Annotated in this window: 18 protein-coding genes; 11 read left to right on the forward strand and 7 right to left on the reverse strand. The window is 67.8% G+C overall.

Annotated elements, in window-relative coordinates; genetic code table 11:
• The first annotated feature begins 4 nt into the window (after positions 1 to 4).
• Positions 5 to 568, forward strand: a complete 564-nt coding sequence (gene rfbC / locus ACQPYS_RS12565; RefSeq protein WP_063034135.1) for a dTDP-4-dehydrorhamnose 3,5-epimerase — start codon at positions 5 to 7, stop codon at positions 566 to 568.
• Here rfbC and ACQPYS_RS12570 read toward each other — a convergent pair.
• The 4 genes from ACQPYS_RS12570 to ACQPYS_RS12585 are packed head-to-tail and all read right to left on the reverse strand — an operon-like array spanning position 552 to position 4,256.
• The gene (locus tag ACQPYS_RS12570) at positions 552 to 1,580 is read right to left on the reverse strand and encodes an NAD-dependent epimerase/dehydratase family protein (RefSeq protein WP_063034136.1); all 1,029 of its coding nucleotides are present in this window, start codon (positions 1,578 to 1,580) and stop codon (positions 552 to 554) included. The genes rfbC and ACQPYS_RS12570 overlap by 17 nt on opposite strands.
• Before the next feature lie 2 nt (positions 1,581 to 1,582).
• Positions 1,583 to 2,233 (reverse strand): PIG-L deacetylase family protein, encoded by a 651-nt coding sequence (locus ACQPYS_RS12575; protein WP_433492697.1) that lies wholly within the window; start codon positions 2,231 to 2,233, stop codon positions 1,583 to 1,585.
• Positions 2,230 to 3,012, reverse strand: a complete 783-nt coding sequence (locus ACQPYS_RS12580) for a glucose-1-phosphate cytidylyltransferase (protein ID WP_433492698.1) — start codon at positions 3,010 to 3,012, stop codon at positions 2,230 to 2,232. The genes ACQPYS_RS12575 and ACQPYS_RS12580 overlap by 4 nt, the downstream gene beginning before the upstream one ends.
• Complete coding sequence (locus ACQPYS_RS12585; RefSeq protein WP_433492699.1) at positions 3,009 to 4,256, reverse strand: methyltransferase domain-containing protein; 1,248 nt, start codon at positions 4,254 to 4,256, stop codon at positions 3,009 to 3,011. Before ACQPYS_RS12585 ends, ACQPYS_RS12580 begins: the two co-directional genes overlap by 4 nt.
• A gap of 427 nt (positions 4,257 to 4,683) precedes the next feature.
• Here ACQPYS_RS12585 and ACQPYS_RS12590 point away from each other — a divergent pair, with 427 nt between their 5' ends.
• A complete protein-coding gene (locus tag ACQPYS_RS12590; RefSeq protein ID WP_433492700.1) occupies positions 4,684 to 6,174 on the forward strand; it encodes a sugar transferase in 1,491 nt (496 codons plus the stop codon).
• Positions 6,175 to 6,198: 24 nt separating this feature from the next.
• On the opposite strand, the gene ACQPYS_RS12595 is transcribed toward ACQPYS_RS12590, so the two are convergent.
• Positions 6,199 to 6,345 (reverse strand): hypothetical protein, encoded by a 147-nt coding sequence (locus ACQPYS_RS12595; protein WP_431938829.1) that lies wholly within the window; start codon positions 6,343 to 6,345, stop codon positions 6,199 to 6,201.
• 272 nt (positions 6,346 to 6,617) lie between these two features.
• On the opposite strand from ACQPYS_RS12595, the gene ACQPYS_RS12600 reads away from it, so the two are divergent.
• The gene (locus ACQPYS_RS12600; protein ID WP_433492701.1) at positions 6,618 to 6,869 is read left to right on the forward strand and encodes a MerR family transcriptional regulator; all 252 of its coding nucleotides are present in this window, start codon (positions 6,618 to 6,620) and stop codon (positions 6,867 to 6,869) included.
• A 171-nt stretch (positions 6,870 to 7,040) separates the two neighbouring features.
• Positions 7,041 to 7,163, forward strand: a complete 123-nt coding sequence (locus ACQPYS_RS12605) for a hypothetical protein (RefSeq protein ID WP_433492702.1) — start codon at positions 7,041 to 7,043, stop codon at positions 7,161 to 7,163.
• A 12-nt stretch (positions 7,164 to 7,175) separates the two neighbouring features.
• Here ACQPYS_RS12605 and ACQPYS_RS12610 read toward each other — a convergent pair whose 3' ends face one another.
• Complete coding sequence (locus ACQPYS_RS12610; protein ID WP_433492703.1) at positions 7,176 to 8,069, reverse strand: SAM-dependent methyltransferase; 894 nt, start codon at positions 8,067 to 8,069, stop codon at positions 7,176 to 7,178.
• Positions 8,070 to 8,482: 413 nt separating this feature from the next.
• Here ACQPYS_RS12610 and ACQPYS_RS12615 point away from each other — a divergent pair, with 413 nt between their 5' ends.
• Both ACQPYS_RS12615 and ACQPYS_RS12620 read left to right on the forward strand, forming a co-directional pair.
• A complete protein-coding gene (locus tag ACQPYS_RS12615; RefSeq protein WP_039825274.1) occupies positions 8,483 to 8,686 on the forward strand; it encodes a cold-shock protein in 204 nt (67 codons plus the stop codon).
• A 310-nt stretch (positions 8,687 to 8,996) separates the two neighbouring features.
• A complete protein-coding gene (locus tag ACQPYS_RS12620; protein ID WP_063034141.1) occupies positions 8,997 to 9,347 on the forward strand; it encodes an ATP-binding protein in 351 nt (116 codons plus the stop codon).
• Positions 9,348 to 9,390: 43 nt separating this feature from the next.
• On the opposite strand, the gene ACQPYS_RS12625 is transcribed toward ACQPYS_RS12620, so the two are convergent.
• Complete coding sequence (locus ACQPYS_RS12625; RefSeq protein ID WP_433492704.1) at positions 9,391 to 10,887, reverse strand: aldehyde dehydrogenase family protein; 1,497 nt, start codon at positions 10,885 to 10,887, stop codon at positions 9,391 to 9,393.
• Positions 10,888 to 11,169: 282 nt separating this feature from the next.
• On the opposite strand from ACQPYS_RS12625, the gene ACQPYS_RS12630 reads away from it, so the two are divergent.
• The 5 genes from ACQPYS_RS12630 (at position 11,170) to ACQPYS_RS12650 (ending at position 16,195) form a co-directional block, all read left to right on the forward strand.
• Positions 11,170 to 12,105 (forward strand): TauD/TfdA dioxygenase family protein, encoded by a 936-nt coding sequence (locus ACQPYS_RS12630; RefSeq protein WP_433492705.1) that lies wholly within the window; start codon positions 11,170 to 11,172, stop codon positions 12,103 to 12,105.
• A gap of 377 nt (positions 12,106 to 12,482) precedes the next feature.
• Positions 12,483 to 13,127 (forward strand): ABC transporter permease, encoded by a 645-nt coding sequence (locus tag ACQPYS_RS12635; protein WP_063034142.1) that lies wholly within the window; start codon positions 12,483 to 12,485, stop codon positions 13,125 to 13,127.
• 64 nt (positions 13,128 to 13,191) lie between these two features.
• On the forward strand, positions 13,192 to 14,478 hold the full coding sequence (locus tag ACQPYS_RS12640) for an ATP-binding cassette domain-containing protein (protein WP_433492706.1): 1,287 nt from the start codon (positions 13,192 to 13,194) through the stop codon (positions 14,476 to 14,478).
• The gene (locus tag ACQPYS_RS12645; protein ID WP_063034144.1) at positions 14,475 to 15,212 is read left to right on the forward strand and encodes an ABC transporter permease; all 738 of its coding nucleotides are present in this window, start codon (positions 14,475 to 14,477) and stop codon (positions 15,210 to 15,212) included. Before ACQPYS_RS12640 ends, ACQPYS_RS12645 begins: the two co-directional genes overlap by 4 nt.
• Positions 15,209 to 16,195, forward strand: a complete 987-nt coding sequence (locus ACQPYS_RS12650) for a glycine betaine ABC transporter substrate-binding protein (RefSeq protein ID WP_433492707.1) — start codon at positions 15,209 to 15,211, stop codon at positions 16,193 to 16,195. The genes ACQPYS_RS12645 and ACQPYS_RS12650 overlap by 4 nt, the downstream gene beginning before the upstream one ends.
• Positions 16,196 to 16,338 lie beyond the last annotated feature (143 nt).

Here is a 16,338-nt window from a genome sequence, read left to right on the forward strand (position 1 = left end):
CCCGGTGCGAATCGAACAGGCGGACCTCGCCGATGTGCTGATCCTGGTGCCCGAACCCTTCCGCGATGCCCGCGGCCTGTTCACCCGCACCTTCGACACCGAGGTCTTCGATTCCCACCTCGGTCCCGGCGCGTCCGCGGCGTTCGTGCAGGATTCGCAGTCGCGGTCGGCGCGCGGGGTGGTGCGCGGTATGCACGGCCGCGGCGGGCGCGGTGAGGCCAAACTGGTGCGCTGCGCGCACGGCGCGGTGCACGACATTCTGGTCGATATCCGGCCCGATTCGCCCACCTTCGGGCGTAGCCAGGCGTTCCTGCTCGACGACGCGGAATTCCGGCATCTCTACGTGCCGGCGGGGTTCCTGCACGGCTTCCAGGCGCTCACCGATATCGCGGATGTGTGTTACCGCATCGACCGCCCGCACGATCCGGCCGAGGACCTCGCCGTCGCCTACGACGATCCCGAGCTCGCGTTGAGCTGGCCGGAGGAGGTCACGCTGGTCTCCGCGCGCGACCGCGCCGCGGGCAGCTGGCGGGAACTGCTGACAACACACCTCACACACCGGTCCTGACCCGCCGCAGCGTCGCGTCCACCGCACCCGTTTCGCCCAGCTGCCGCAACCGCGCCAGGCGTACGAACCGGCCCGAGAAATCGGCCGCGGTCAGTCCACCGGCGGTGTACTCGGTGTAGAGCTGCGCGGCTCCCTCGGCGATGGTCCAGCGCGCCTCGAACCCCAGTTCCCGGCGCGCCGCGCCGAAATCGACCCGGTAGGACCGCGGATCGGCCCCCGACTCGCCGGTGATCAGCACCTCGGCGCCGGGCACCACCTCCGCGACGGCCTGCGCGATCTCGGCGACCGTGCGGTTGTTGGTCTCGGTGCCGATGTTGTAGGCCCGGGCGTGGATCGCCGCGACCGGCGCCTCCAGGCAGACCGCGAACGCTTCGGCGATATCCGCGGCGTGCACCAGCGGCCGCCACGGCGTACCGTCCGAGAGTACTTTCACCACGCCGTCGAGCACGGCGTGGCCGACCAGATTGTTGAGCACGATATCGGCGCGTAGCCGCGGCGAGAACCCGAACGCCGTGGCATTGCGCAGGAACACCGGTGCGAAACGGTCGTCCGCCAGCGCCACCAGGTCGTCTTCCACCCGCACCTTGCTCTCGGCGTACGGGGTGAGCGGGCGCAGCGGTGCGCTTTCGTCGACCAGTCCGTCGCCGGCCGCGCCGTAGACCGAGCAGGTCGAGGCGTACAGGAAGCGACGCACCCCGGCCTCTTTGGCCAGCCGGGCCAGCCGCACCGACGCGTGATGGTTGATGTCGTGGGTGATCTCGGGGATCAGGGAGCCCAGCGGATCGTTGGACAGCGCCGCGAGATGCACCACGGCGTCGAAGCCCGTGAGCTGCTCGATCGTCACATCCCGCAGGTCCACGGCCAGTTGGGGCGGATCCTGCGGTGCGGGGCCCAGGACGCAGTCGGCGAACCAGCCGGTGTCCAGTCCGATCACCTCGTGGCCCCGGGCCCGCAACACCGGGACCATGACGGTGCCCAGATAACCCTGATGACCGGTGACGAGAACGCGCACTTCTACGGACCTCCCAGATCGAGGACGGCTTTGGTCAGTTCGAACCCCTCCGCGTACTCGCTGTGGCACTGCACGCCACGGATTCGCGCCAGACCGAGGAACGCGGCCTCGTCGAACCAGTCGCGGTGTGCTTGCGAGGGATAGCATTCGGCGAGCAGCCGGGCCTTCTCCGCGGCGATCTCCGGTGCCACCGGATGCAGGACGACCGGCCGGGGCGTATCGGTCTCCCATTTGAGGATTTCGTAGCCGAGCACCAGATGATCACGGAACTCCGTGGTCACGAGTTCGGCCAGCAGGCGGTGGTCCTGGTGGGCGTCGCCGCGCTGGGGGGCGAAGACGAGCTCCGGGTCGGTATCGCGCCGGAACTCGGCGAGCGCGCTCTTGATCCGGTCCCAGTGTGCCGGAGCCCGCCCGTCCGGTATGTCGAGCACCGTCAGGTCCAGATCGGCGTCCGCGCAGAAACGTTCGAGGGCGGCGCTCTCCTCCGCGGCGCGGGCGGTGCCACCGCCGGACAGGACGAGTGCGCGCACGTGCAGCCCCGGGTTTCCGCGGGTCAGGGTCAGCAGGGTGGCGCCCATCCCGATGGCGATATCGTCGCAGTGCGCGCCGAGCAGCGCGACCTCGTCGAGCCGCGCGGGAGCGAGAGTGATCACGAAGCGGCCCGCTCCCAGACCATCCACGGGCGGTCGCCCCGGTGATATCCGGCGTCGAGTTCGGCGCGTTCCTTGAACGTATCGGCCGGTTTCCAGAAGCCGCCGTGCCGGTAACCGTAGAGCCGGCCCAGCGCGGCCAGCGCTCCGCAGCTGTCCTCCACCAGGTCACCGCCCTCCGGCAGATGATCGAAGATCTCCTGGGTGAGTACGAAATAGCCGCCGTTCTCCCAGATCGGCAGCTTGCCGACCGCGGTGATCTGCTTGACCTCACCACTGGGCAGCACGTCCACGCAATGGAACGACGACTGCGGCGGCACGATCATCATCGATGCGGCGGCTCCGGACGCGGTGAACCGGTCGATCATCACATCCAGCGGGGCGTCGGTGAGCACATCGGAGTAGTTGGCCAGGAACATCTCGTCGTCCCCGAGGTAGGGCCGTACCCGGCGCAACCTTTCCCCGATGGCCGATTCCAGGCCGGTATCGACGAAGGTGATCGTCCAGTCGGCGATATCGGAGTGCAGTAATTCGACCCGGCCGTCACGGATGACGAAATCGTTGGACATCGTCTCCTGATAGGTCAGGAAGAAATTCTTGATGTGGTGGGCGCCGTAGCCCAGGCAGAGAATGAATTCGGTATGCCCGAAATGCGCATAGTAGCGCATGACATGCCAGATCAGCGGCCGCGGGCCCACCATCTGCATCGGTTTGGGCGGGCTGTCGTTCTCCCCGCTGCGCATCCGCATTCCGTATCCACCGCAGAACAACACGACCTTCATCGCGCGGTGACCTCCGCCGGGCTCGGCGCGACCACCCGGACCGTGGGCAGTGGGATCACCAGCTGTCCACCCCATTCCCCGATATGACGCAGCTGCGCGGTGAGTTCGGTTTCCAGATTCCACGGCAGTACCAGCACGAAATCGGGTCGGTCGGCGTCGATCCGCTCCGGGGGATGGATCGGTATGCGGGTGCCCGGGGTATACCGGCCGTGCTTGTAGGGGTTGCGGTCCACCGTGTATTCGAGCAGGTCGGGACGGATTCCGCAGTAGTTGAGCAGGGTGTTGCCCTTACCGGGTGCGCCGTAGCCGACCACCCGCCGTCCGGCCGTCTTCTGGTCGAGCAGGAAGCGCAGCAGATCCTGGCGTACCCGTTCGGCCTGTTCGCGTAGGGACCGATAGCCCTCGACCGCGTGCAGACCGGTATCCGCCTCGATCGCCAGCAGTTCCGCCACCCGCACCGACGGTTCGGCCACCGCCTCGGGGCGCGCCCAGATACGCAGCGATCCGCCGTGGGTCGGCAGTGTTTCCACATCCGCGACCGCCAGCCCGGCCGTCGCCAGCGCTCGCTGAGCCGAGGCGAGGGTGTAGTACTGGAAGTGCTCGTGGTAGATGGTGTCGAACTGGCCGTGCCGCACGAGGTTCAGCGCGTGGTGTACCTCGATCGAGATCCAGCCGTCCTCGGCGACCAACGTGCGCAGCGCTCGGGTGAAACCGCGCAGATCGGGGATGTGGGCGTACACATTGTTCGCGACCACCAGGTCCGCGGCTCCGTATTCGGCGCGCACCCGCCGGGCCGATTCCTCGGTCAGGAACTCGGTCAGCGTCGGCACGCCGGCCGTCCGCGCGGCCGCGCCGACATTCGCCGAGGGTTCGATGCCCAGGCAGGGGATACCCGCAGCCACCACATTGCGTAGCAGGTAGCCGTCGTTGCTGGCGACCTCCACCACGAACGAGTCGGGGCCCAGGCCCAGCCGGGTGATCGCCGCGGCGGTGAACTCGCGCGCGTGCCGCATCCAGGATTCGGAATACGAGGAGAAATAGGCGTATTCGGTGAATGTCTCCTCGGGCGTGATGAGTGCCGGGATCTGCAGCAGCAGACAGTCCGCGCACACCCGGAGATGTAGCGGATAGGTGGATTCCGGCAGGTTTAGCCGATCCTCGGAGAGGAAACTCTCGCAAGGAGGTGTCGCACCCAGGTCGACGACACTGGCCAGCCGGGACGACTCACACAAACGACAATGCACTCGGGCTCCACTCGAACGGTCATGTACATCGGCGGCGCCCCGCAGCCCCGAGAAGCAACTTCTCTCTGCCGATCGACGGAAAAAATAGCACCAATCCGGCGCATCTGCGACACGGTCCGAGCGGACTTTTGCGCAGAAGTGACCTTCGGCATATCTTCAGCAAACTGTGTAACGATCCGCGCTCGGATAACGATGGTGGACAACCGAAATAGGCTATTTCCCGGTATTCGGCACCGATACGGAACGGTATGCGGTGGCAATTCCGATTCCAGCACTTGTGTCCGGCGTCGATGGGGGCAATACTTCTGCAACAAGATCGGCCCGGCCTTCCTGTTCTGTAGGCCGGGCTTCCTGGAAAAAGCGTGTGATCTGCTGTCGCGCATGACAGCCGGGGCACGGTCGTTCGAAGTTCAAGCGGGTACGTTTCATGGTTCTGGATCTCCATGTGGTCGGTGGCGCGGTCGATTTGCACCTGCCGAATCCCGGTGACCGGGACTCTTGGCGTGCCGGATATGTCCGCCGGCTCGCCCGGACCGATATCGCGGTGGTCACCGCGGCGGCCCTGTGCGCGCAACTGTTCAGCATCGCGCCCGGGTACTCCCTGGGCTGGGAATTCGAGCCGCGCAACACCGCGCTCACGCTCGGTATCGCGGTCGGCTGGTCGATTCTGCTGGGTTGGAACGGCTCCCGCTCCCCGCATACCGTGGGCGCCGGTGCCGACGAATACCGGCGACTGCTCTCGGCCACCCTGCAGCTGTTCGGCACGATCGCGATCGTCTCGCTGATCCTGCGCGTCGATATCGCGCACGCCCACCTGGTGATCGCGCTACCGCTCGGTCTACTCGGCCTGATGGCGACCCGGGCGCTGTGGCGCGCGCACGCGGTGCGGCGCCGGGCGCTGGGCCGTTATCGCCGCTCGGTCCTGGTCGTCGGCAGTCCGGAGGCCGCCCGTGCCGTCGCGACCGCGCTATCCGCGCAGGAGATGCACGGCTATCACGTCGTCGGGGTCTGCACCCCCACCGGTGACGCACTCGACGAACCCGCCACCCTGCGCGTGGGGCAGCGCGATATCCCGATCGTCGGCAACGACCGGTCGGTACGCAGCGCGGTCCGCCGCAGTGGCGCCGATACCGTCGTCGTCATGGCCACCGACCGGCTGGGCCCGCGGGATATCCGCCGGCTGGCCTGGGATCTCGACGCGTTCGGCACCGAACTCATCGTCGCGCCCGGCATCATGGACATCTCCGGGACCCGGATGTCGAGCCAGGTGCTGGCCGGTATCCCGATGCTGCACATCGAACGGCCCCAGTACGACCGGGCGCTCTCGTTCGGCAAGGCGGTGTTCGATCTGTGCTTCTCCGTCCTGGTCCTCGTCGCTATCGCCCCGGTACTGCTGGTTCTGGCCGCCGCCGTGAAATTCACCAGCGCCGGGCCGGTGTTCTACCTGTCGGAGCGGATCGGGATGGACGGTAAACCGTTCCGGATGATCAAGTTCCGCAGTATGTACGTGCGGGCCGACCGGCAAGCCGCCTCACTCATCAGCGCCCACGGCGGCAATCCGTTGTTCTTCAAACTGAAGGACGATCCACGGGTGACCCCGGTGGGCCGGTTCCTGCGCCGGTACAGCCTCGACGAACTGCCGCAGTTCTTCAATGTGCTGTTCCGCGATATGAGTGTCGTCGGGCCGCGGCCGCAGGTCCGCCGCGAGGTGCACTCCTACGACGGCGTGATGCGCCGGCGGTTGCTGGTGCGGCCCGGGATCACCGGGCTGTGGCAGGTCAGCGGACGCTCGGACCTGTCCCCGGAGGACTCGGTCGAACTCGATATCTCCTATGTGGAGAACTGGTCCATGCTGCTGGACCTGCGAATCATAGCCCGTACCCTGCGAGCGGTCGCCAGGGGCGACGGCGCCTACTGACCCCCGGGCGGGTGCCGGGGCCGGTCAGAGCAGGGCAAGCGCCAGGCTGACGAAGGCCATGAGGGCCATCCAGGCGATCAGCAGTGAGCGTGCGGACCCCGGACGTCCGAACCTGGTCGCCATCATGGCGGCCGGTCGACGGTTCCTGTGTGTCGTGGCGACGGTGCTCACGGCCCACCTCCTCGAAAGAGTTTGTGTACCTGTCGAATCCGGGCTTCCCAGAATCCGTCCGATCAATCCGCCGATTCGATGCTCGGTAGCGGGTTTGTGCCCCGGGGTCGGGGTAGTCGCTCGACGTACCGAAGCCGACTGTCCGGCCGGCCGCGCGCCCGGATCGCATTCGCCATACCCGCCCGGCCCCACCGATCCCCTCGATCAGGCCGATCCGGCCCACTGCTCCACCGAGATCCGGCCGGTGACCAGCAGTAGTATTTCGGCGATCGGTGCGACCAGCGGAGCGCCTGTTCCGGCCGACCACTCCGTATCCGTCGCGATGTATCCCCGTCCGGACCATCCGGCTCTACTGCGACGAGGAGCTCCTTCCGGCCCACCGCACCAGCGGCGGACATCGGATGTTCACCGAGGAAGCCCTCACCCGATTGGCGTCGATCCGACGGTGTGGCCGGCCGATCGGGCCGCGGACGCCGAGTACTGGGAGTGCAAGTCCACGGAGATCTCGATCGACGACGAGGTGAAACGGTCGCTGCGCGAACAGGTCGTGGAGCTCGGGCCGTACGGGCGCGTCGAACGGGGTGCTGTTCCGGCCCGTCAACCGTTCTTCCCCACCGGCTCCCTGCCCCCAGCGGTACCGGGACGAACTCGGGCCGACGTGAAGCCCGGGGCGGCAACGCGCCTTCGAACTGATCATGCGCGCGATCGGTACCGTGATGCGGCTCGGGCCCGAACGCCGGCGGATGTACCCGCTGGACAAACATCTGGCCGATATGCGGCGGCGCCGGGCGCTGGGCACACCGCTGGTCCGAGGGTGAGCCCGCCGCCCGTCAGCGTCGCCGGGCGGTGACCAGGCCGTGGCGGGACGCCTCGGCGAAACGTGCCATGACGGTGTCGCCGAGCGTAGGTAGGTCCCGGTGGTAGGCGGCGGCGCGTTCGTAGGTGTCGGAGACCTCGGCGTCCCAGCCGTGCCGGGCCAGCCACGGCTGTGCGGGCTCGGCCACGCCGCCGCCCTGCCACATCGCTGTGATCTCCGAGCCGTCCTCGCCGGCCGCCACGGCGGCCATCAGCGCGACCGAGTCCATGTGCAGATACTCGATCGACAACCGGCTCCCGGCGGCGGACAGCCCACTGATCTCGGCCAGCAACCGATCGTTGTGCTCAGGACTCAGATAGAGGAGCAGCCCCTCGACGAGCCAGGTCGCCGGAGCGGACGGATCGAACCCTGCCGCTACCAGCCGGGCACCCCAGTCCTCGCGGAGGTCGGCCGGCACCGTCACCCGGCGGCCGGCGGGTTGTGCGTCCTGCGCGTCGAGGACCTGCTGTTTGAAGGCGAGCATTCCCGTGGTGTCCAGTTCGTACACCACGATCTCCGGCGGCAGCGGAAGCCGGAAGGCCCGGGTGTCCAGTCCGGCGGCGACGATCACGACCTGCTCGACAGTACGGGTGGCGTCGAGGATGTAGTCGTCGAAGTACCGGGTTCGAATGGGCAGGTAGCTGCTGAAAGAGTCCCACATGCGTGCCGCGTCGGAGCCACCGGCGAACTCCTCACCCCCGGCGGCGGCCAGGAAATCGGCGGCGTAGGGGTCGACGAACAGGGCGTCCGGTCGTACCGACTCGGCGGCCCGGGCGGCGGCGACCATCAGCGCGGTGCGGCCGACGCCCGTGGGGGCCGGCGGTGCGGATTCGCCGGGCCTGCTGGAGGAGGAACCGGAAGTGGTCACGACTTCAGCTTAGGGCGCTCCCATGGGCTGTCCCGGGACCGACGCGAGTGTCGCGGCACCGGGCTCGACCTGCCACTATCCACGTGGCGCCGCCCTACCGCCGCTGCCACCCATGTGTGGACGTCGCGCCGGTGGTGTGTCCCGGCGCCGGGAAGTCGACCGGCGGGAGATACCGGTCTCGCCACCGATCGCGGCCATGATGCGCCGGCGGTCCGCACCGCGGTATCGAGTCGGTCCCGGGCGCGGGTGGCTGGGGACCACGAAACCTTCCCGCCGGCCCGACTCGGATTCGGTGTTCGTGAGGTGCGGTGGCTCACGCTTTCGGGAAGTGGCGGGGGTCTGTGGCATGCTGGAGGGTGAGTACGGGTTGTTGAAGTGATCGCTCGGCTCACAACAGGAAGTAAAACAACAGTATGTCGCAAGGCAGTGTGAAGTGGTTCAACGGCGAAAAGGGCTTCGGGTTCATCGCGCAAGACGGTGGCGGTCCTGACGTTTTCGTCCACTACTCCGCGATTTCCGGCTCCGGCTTCAAGTCCCTCGACGAGGGGCAGCGTGTCGAGTTCGAGATCGAGCAGGGCCAGAAGGGTCCGCAGGCTCAGAGCGTCCGCGCCATCTAGGAGCCGACCAATACGGAAACCCGCGCTACGGCGCGGGTTTCTTGCTTTTCGGGTGCCGTGCCGACCGGCGGCCATGAGCGTCCGATGATCGCGCGAACCATGGCTACGAATCGCTGTCGGCAAGCCGGCCACGGCGGAAAGAGCCCGGGCGCGATGTGGTTTCCGCCGGTTGGTAGCGGGTAAGCCGGGCCGAGTGGGAGCGGCCGCGGGGTGCGGGAGTGCTCGCCGGAGCGGAAGAGGAGCCATAGTGGGTGTGATGACACCGGATTCGGTACGGAGCGGTAGAAGATCGGATGGTCTGGTTGTCGAGGTGGATCTCCAGACATCGCCGACAGCGCAGGTGCGGGCCGAGGTACGCGGCCTGGTAGGCCGTTGCGCGGGTGTCGAGCTCTGTGACGCGGTGCAGGTGAGCGATGAGTTGGTGAGCAACGCCTGCCGCCACGCCCGCTCGCCGCGTGCCTGCCGGCTGATGGTCGACGACCGCGGCCGGTTCCGTATCGAGGTGGATGATGCCTCGCCGACCCCGGCGCGGGTCCGGCGGCCGGACCGCACGGGAGGGCGCGGGCTGCTGCTCGTGGCGCAGCTCGCTACCCGGTGGGGAACCGACTACCGCGACGGCGGCAAAACCGTGTGGGCCGAACTCGACCGACACCCCCGGTAGCTGAGCCGGCGGCGACCGGCCGGGGTGCCGGTTCCGGGGGAGTTCAGGCGAACCAGCCGCCGACCGCCGGTGCGGTGTTGTGCCAGATGTGCTTGATCTCCTGGTACTCGGCCAGCCCGCTCGGACCGAGTTCGCGGCCGATACCGGAACGCCCGAACCCACCCCATTCGGCCGCGGGGGTGTAGGGGCCGAAATCGTTGAGCCACACCGTGCCGTGCCGGAGCGCGCGGACCATCCGTTCGCCGCGGGCCGAATCGCCGGTACGGACGCCGGCCGCGAGTCCGTAGGACGTGTCGTTGCCCAGCTCGACGGCCTCGGCCTCGGTAGCGAACCGTTCCACGGTGAGTACCGGGCCGAAGGTCTCCTCCTGGACTATCCGCATATCGCGGCGGCAGCGGTCCAGTACGGTCGGCAGGTAGTAGCTGCCGGCGGCTGATCGGGGGTCCTCCGGAGGTTTCCCCCCGGTGACCAGGACGGCGCCTTCGGCGAGTCCGCGGGCCACGTGGGCCTCCACCGCGGCACGGTGTTCCGGGGAGACGAGCGGCCCGGTCTGCGACGCGGGGTCGGTCCCGGGCCCGACCCGGATCCCGGCGGCCCGCCGGGCGAGTTCGGCGACGAACCCGTCGGCGATCGACTCCTCCACGATGAGCCGGGTCCCGGCCGAGCACACCTGGCCCGAATGCAGGAAGGCACCGGTCAGCACGGCATCGATCGCGCTCTCACGCTCAGCGTCGGCGAAGACGATATGTGGGTTCTTACCGCCCAGTTCGAGGGCCACCCGGGTGATGTGCGGGGCGGCCCGTGCGGCGATGGCCGCCCCGGTGGTGGCGCCGCCGGTGAAGGAGATCAGATCGACCTCGGGCGTGCCGGTGAGCGCGGCCCCCACCACCGGTCCCGCACCCGGGACCAGGTTCACCACACCCGGCGGCACGCCCGCCTGCTCCAGCAGCCGGACCAGGGCGATCGTGCTCAGCGGAGTGACCTCGCTCGGTTTGGCGACCACCGTGCAGCCGGCCGCCAGCGCGGGGGCGAGCTTCCACGACATCTGCAGCAGCGGATAGTTCCACGGCGCGATCAGCGCGCACACGCCCACCGGTTCGCGGACGATACGGCTGATCACCGCCGGATCGCCGGTATCGACGACCCGGTCGCCCGTGGTGGCGGCCAGTTGCCCGTAGTACCGGAACACCGCGATGACGTCGTCGATATCGATATGGCTCTCGCGCAGCGTCTTACCGGTGTCCAGGGTCTCGATCCGGGCGATCGGGTCACGGTATTCGGCGAGGAGTTCGGCGGTGCGCAGCAGCAGCGCGGCCCGCTCCGCGACCGGAGTGCCCGGCCACTCGCCGGTGGCGAACGCGGCCCGGGCCGCGCCGACCGCACGCCGGGCGTCCACCGCGCCGGCTTCGCCGACGGCGGCGATCACCGCCCCGTCCCCCGGATCGCGGATCTCCCGGATCCCGCCGGCGACCGGTTCGGACCAGGTGCCGTCGATATAGAGGTGGGGCGGGCGTAGCAGTGGCTCCTCGGCGAGGATCATCTCGATATCTCCCTCTCGTCCCGGGTTCGCCGGCGGGCTGCTCGCCGGTGCCGGCTGCCGCGGCCCGCGGCCCGCATTCTATGGGTCACCGGCTCGGCCCCGGCGGTGCGGCCGGTGCGGCACGCGGCGCTCCGGCCGAATGCGCGGTGTGTCGAGCAGAGTCGGTGGCCGGTTCGCCGAGTGATTGCCCATTACGATCCCGGTGACCGAAACCCTGGTCGCGGCGGTCCCGCGCTGGTTTCCTCCGAGTCGATCGTCGGATACGAGCGAAAGGCCCCGGATATGCCCGTCGACAGTGTTGACACCGCTACCACCGTGCAGGTGACCAAGCTGGGTACCCATATCGGCGCGCGCATCGACGGCGTCCGGCTCGGCGGCGATCTGGCCCCGGAGACCGTCGCCGGTATCCGCGCGGCGCTCGCCGAGCACAAGGTGATCTTCTTCCGCGGCCAGGACCACCTCACCGAGGACGGCCAGTACGAGTTCGCGGAACTGCTCGGTACCCCGACCACGCCGCATCCGACCGTCCGGTCGGCGGGGGTGAAGAGCCTGGCCATCGATTCGCGCCACGGTCGCTCGAACAGCTGGCACACCGATGTCACCTTCGTCGACCGGGTACCGAAGGCGTCCATTCTGCGTGCGGTCGTGCTGCCGAGCTACGGCGGCTCCACCACCTGGGCCTCGACCGTCGCCGCCTACAACTCGCTGCCCGAACCGCTGCGGCTGCTGGCCGAGAACCTGCGGGCGCGGCACACGAACCTGTACGACTACGCCGCGACCGCCGAGGACAATCCCGACGAGGGCGCCACCACCTACCGGCGCGAATTCGAGTCGAGTTATTTCGAGACCGAGCACCCGGTGGTGGAGGTGCATCCGGAGACCGGGGAACGGGCCCTGCTGCTCGGTGGATTCGTACAGCGGTTCGTGGGTCTGTCCGGCACCGAATCGCAGGCGTTGTTCCGGCTGTTCCAGGACCGGATCACCCGGCTGGAGAACACCACTCGCTGGAACTGGTCGCTGGGCGATGTCGCGATCTGGGACAACCGCGCCACTCAGCACTACGCCGTCGACGACTACGACGGCACCGAGCACCGCCGGCTGACCCGGATCACGCTGGCCGGGGGAATCCCGGTCGGGGTCGACGGTAGGCCGAGCACCGTGGTTTCCGGCGACGCCCAATACTATTCGGCGGTCGACTCCCCGGCCCGCGCCGCGTAGCCGCGCTCACCCGCCGAAACGGTTTTCACATGGCGCTGCCGCACAACGGATCGGGTATCGACCGTGTATTCCGTACGAATTCCGATCTGTTGCCGTCGGTCGTGCCGGGCGACGGAACAGATGTACCTCGAATATCCGCACGCCCGGTTGCAACTGTTATGGATTCCCGGTGAGCGAAACTCTGGACAGTGATGCGGCGTGTCGTGTTGCCGCCGGTAACGGTCGTGCACGCGCACGGATATGGCGGCGGAGTACCGTATCCGCCGCGTGCCTTCCCTGTCCGACCGGGCGGTATCGATTAGTCTTTTACAGCTTGCCCGTCCGATGACTCCGCACGGACCGGCGCCGAACGATTTCCGGCCGACGATGGGATTCCCGTGAATCTGTGGAGCTATATCCGAGGCCGGGGGGAGCTGCTGACATTTCTGACGTATCAGCATGCCTCCCTGGCATTCCAGACGGTCCTGGTCGGGACCGTCGTCGCAGTCCTCATCGCCGTCGCGGTCTACCGGTTGCCGCTGCTGTCGGCCCTGTCTCTGACCTCCAGCCGGGTAGCCCTGACGATACCCTCGCTGGCCCTGCTGGCATTGCTGCTGGTGCCCTTCGGGCTCGGCGTCGTCCCGTCGTTCATCATGCTGGCGTTCTTCGCGGCCCTGCCGGTGATCGGCAATGCCATCGTCGGTTTGCGGTCGGTACCGGCCTCGGTCGTCGAATCCGCCCGCGGCATCGGCTTTTCGCGGTTGCGCATTCTGCTCACCGTGGAGCTGCCCATCGCCTGGCCGGTGATCCTCACCGGGATCCGAGTGTCCACCCAGATGATCGTCGGTGTCGCGGCCATCGTCGCCTACGTGCTAGGCCCCGGGCTCGGCTCGCTGATCTTCAACGGACTGTCCCGCCTCGGCGGCGCAGGGGCCCTCGAGATGGCGTTCACCGGAACGATTCTCATCGTCGTCATCGCGTTGGTCTTCGACGCGCTTCTCGTCCTGCTCGGACGCCTCACGATCGCGAAGGGACTGTCATGACGCGGCACCCGCGCCTTCGCACCGGTCTCCGCGGACCGTATGTACTCGTTTCGAAGGAGGCCCTATGCCCGGCGATATGACGAGCGGCGAGACGGTCACAGGGACAACCGAGCGTACGGTCACCGGCGCATCGATCACCCTGGATTCGGTCGTCAAACGGTTCCGAGGCCAGCGCAAGCCGGCGGTGGAACGCTTGGACCTCGAGATCCCCGCCGGCGAGATCGTCGCCTTCGTGGGCCCTTCGGGCTGCGGGAAGACGACCACCCTCAAGATGATCAACCGGTTGATCGAACCCACCGAGGGCCGGATCTTCATCGACGGTCGCGATGTCACCCGCGAGGACCCGGACAAGCTGCGGCAGTCGATCGGCTACGTCATCCAGTCCGGCGGGTTGTTCCCGCACTGGTCGGTCGCCAAGAACGTGGGTGCCATCCCGCGCGTGCTCGGCTGGGACAAGAAGCGGATCGCCGAACGCACCGAATACCTGCTCGATCTGGTCGGCCTCGAGCCCGCCACCTTCGCCGACCGACTCCCCAAGGATATGTCGGGTGGTCAGCAGCAGCGGGTCGGTGTGGCCCGCGCCCTGGCGGCCGATCCACCGGTGCTGCTGATGGACGAGCCGTTCGGCGCGGTCGACCCGATCACCCGGGCCCGCCTGCAGGACAGTCTCATCGCGATCCAGCACGAACTCGGCAAGACCATCGTGATCGTCACCCACGATTTCGAAGAGGCCACCAAACTCGGTGACAAGGTGCTCATCCTCTCCGAGGGCGGGCATGTGGAGCAGTACGCGAGCCCGGAGGATATTCTCACCGATCCGGCCACCCCCTTCGTGGAGGAATTCGTCGGTTCCGGAGCGAAATTGGCGTACCTGACCGTCTCCCGCGTCCGTGATGTCCCGTCCGACAGAGTGGTCACCGCCCGTATCGGCGAATCCGCACCGGCGGTGATCGAACGCGCGAAAGCCGCCGGGCACAGCTGGGTGGTCGTCGTGGACAGCGCCGGACGCCCGCGGTCCTGGCCGACGCTGACCGAACTGGCCACCAAACCCGAGGTTTCCGATTTCCTCGATCGGCGGCTGCCGGTGGTCGCGCGGTCCTCGACGCTCAACGACGCACTGGACGCCATGCTCGCGACCAGCCAAGGGGCCGCGCTGGTCACCGACGGCCGCGGCGCGGTGGTCGGCTCGCTGAGCATCGACTCGGTGACCGAGCTCATTCGGGACAAACTCGCCGATGCCCGCGCCGACGAGCCGGACGCGTCCTACATCACCTACGTCGACGGCACCGATCCGGCGCCGACCCCGGTGGTCGCCGCCGACGACGAACCCGGATCGGTCGGGCAATCATGAGCCGGCTCCGCCGCCTTCCGCTCGATGTGTGGTTCGAACCACTCATCATCGCGGTCATCGGTATCGGCTATCTGCTGTGGTACCGGTCGACGACGTTCACCGCGACCGAGCAGGCCTCGCTGGGCTGGGGAAACCTGCGCGACACCATCGTCGCGCATATCGAACTCACCGTGGTGGCCACGGTCATCGTGGTGGTGATCGCCATTCCGCTGGGTATCGCGCTGACCCGGCCCGCGCTGAAGCGGTTCGAGCCGATCGCGGTCAATATCGCCAATATCGGTCAGGCCGCGCCCGCCGTCGGCCTGCTCGTGCTGTTCACGTTCTGGTTGGGCACCGGATTCCGCACGGCGATAGTCGGTCTCGTCGTCTACGCCGTCCTGCCGATTCTGCAGAACACGATCGTCGGGTTGCGGCAGGTGGATCAGCGCACGATCGAGGCCTCGCGGGGGATCGGCTACTCCGGTACCCGGACCCTGCTGCAGGTGGAACTACCGCTGGCGGTGCCGGTGATCCTCAACGGTGTCCGCACCGCACTGGTCATCCTGGTCGGTACCGCCACGCTGAGCACGTTCATCGGCGCGACCAGCCTCGGCACGCTGATCACCACCGGAGTCACGCTGTTCCTGCCCAAACTGCTGATCTCGGGCGCGATCCTGGTCGGACTCCTGGCATTGACCATCGACTGGCTGGGCCGACTCGTCGAACTGGCCGCGACCCCGCGAGGTGTGTCATGAGTCCGGCACCGGCACGATCGGCCGCCACGGTTTCCGTTCTACTCGCGGTGATCTCGCTGCTCGCCGGCTGCGGCCTGGTGAGTTCGTCGGGCACCTTCCACTCCGCGCGCCTGCCGGACGGGCAGCTACCGCTCGACGGGGCGAACCTGGTGGTGACCTCCAAGAGCTTCACCGAGGGTGTGCTGCTCGGCAAGATCACCGCGACCTATCTCGCCGCCGCCGGCGCGCAGGTCACCGATCTCACCGGGGCGCCGGGTTCGGCCTCGTCTCGGCAGGCCCAGCTCAACGGCGACGCCGATATCCTCTGGGAGTACACCGGCACGGGCTGGGTCAATTACCACAACCAGACCGAGACCATCTCCGATCCCCGGGAACTGTGGCAGCGCGTCCACGATATCGAGAAGCGCGACTACGACCTGGAGTGGATGCCGCCCGCCGATTTCAACAACACCTACGCGTTCGGCGCGTCGACTCCCACTGCCCGACGACTGGGCGTGAAATCGCTGTCCGATGTCGCCGCGCTTCCCGTCGCCGACCGGACCTTCTGCGTCGACGACGAATTCTTCAGTCGCTCCGACGGTTTCATACCGATGCTGCAGAAGTACGGGATTCCCTACAACGACCCCGACGGCGTTCCGGCGGGCAATGTCACGCGGATGGACGCCGGGGTCGTCTATACGGCGACAGCCAAGAGCTCACCCTGTAATTTCGGCATGATCTACACCACCGACGGCCGGGTGAAGAACCTGAACTTGGTAGTGCTCGAGGACGATCGGGAATTCTTCCTGCCCTACAGCGGCACAGCGGTCGTGCGCGGCGAGATCATCGACCGCTACCCGGAGCTGGCACCGTTGCTCGCCACCGTCTCCGAGCATCTGACCGATGATCTGATGCAGGACCTCAACGGCCGGGTCGATATCGACGGCGAGGATCCCGCCGATGTGGCCTACGACTGGTTGAAGAGCGAGAACCTCGTCGAGTAGACCGGATGCGCTGCCGGTCTTGTATGTTGGCCTTCGGGGACCGGATGCCCGACCGGCCGCGGGCGAGCGGGTCCGGCACCGGATCCCGGGCCCCGGACGGGCGGATAGCGGCTGTGGTCGCTCGGCGCCCACCGATCGGTTAC

This window comes from Nocardia grenadensis, assembly GCF_050942415.1.
In the GTDB taxonomy this organism is placed as follows: domain Bacteria; phylum Actinomycetota; class Actinomycetes; order Mycobacteriales; family Mycobacteriaceae; genus Nocardia; species Nocardia grenadensis.

Coding starts and splice junctions, on each gene's coding strand:
- ACQPYS_RS12625 (WP_433492704.1), bottom strand. CDS start 10,887: ATGATCCTCGCCGAGGAGCCACTGCTACGCCCGCCCCACCTCTATATC.
- ACQPYS_RS12580 (WP_433492698.1), bottom strand. CDS start 3,012: ATGAAGGTCGTGTTGTTCTGCGGTGGATACGGAATGCGGATGCGCAGC.
- ACQPYS_RS12590 (WP_433492700.1), top strand. CDS start 4,684: ATGGTTCTGGATCTCCATGTGGTCGGTGGCGCGGTCGATTTGCACCTG.
- ACQPYS_RS12630 (WP_433492705.1), top strand. CDS start 11,170: ATGCCCGTCGACAGTGTTGACACCGCTACCACCGTGCAGGTGACCAAG.
- ACQPYS_RS12605 (WP_433492702.1), top strand. CDS start 7,041: ATGCGCGCGATCGGTACCGTGATGCGGCTCGGGCCCGAACGCCGGCGG.
- ACQPYS_RS12645 (WP_063034144.1), top strand. CDS start 14,475: ATGAGCCGGCTCCGCCGCCTTCCGCTCGATGTGTGGTTCGAACCACTC.
- ACQPYS_RS12650 (WP_433492707.1), top strand. CDS start 15,209: ATGAGTCCGGCACCGGCACGATCGGCCGCCACGGTTTCCGTTCTACTC.
- ACQPYS_RS12615 (WP_039825274.1), top strand. CDS start 8,483: ATGTCGCAAGGCAGTGTGAAGTGGTTCAACGGCGAAAAGGGCTTCGGG.
- ACQPYS_RS12640 (WP_433492706.1), top strand. CDS start 13,192: ATGCCCGGCGATATGACGAGCGGCGAGACGGTCACAGGGACAACCGAG.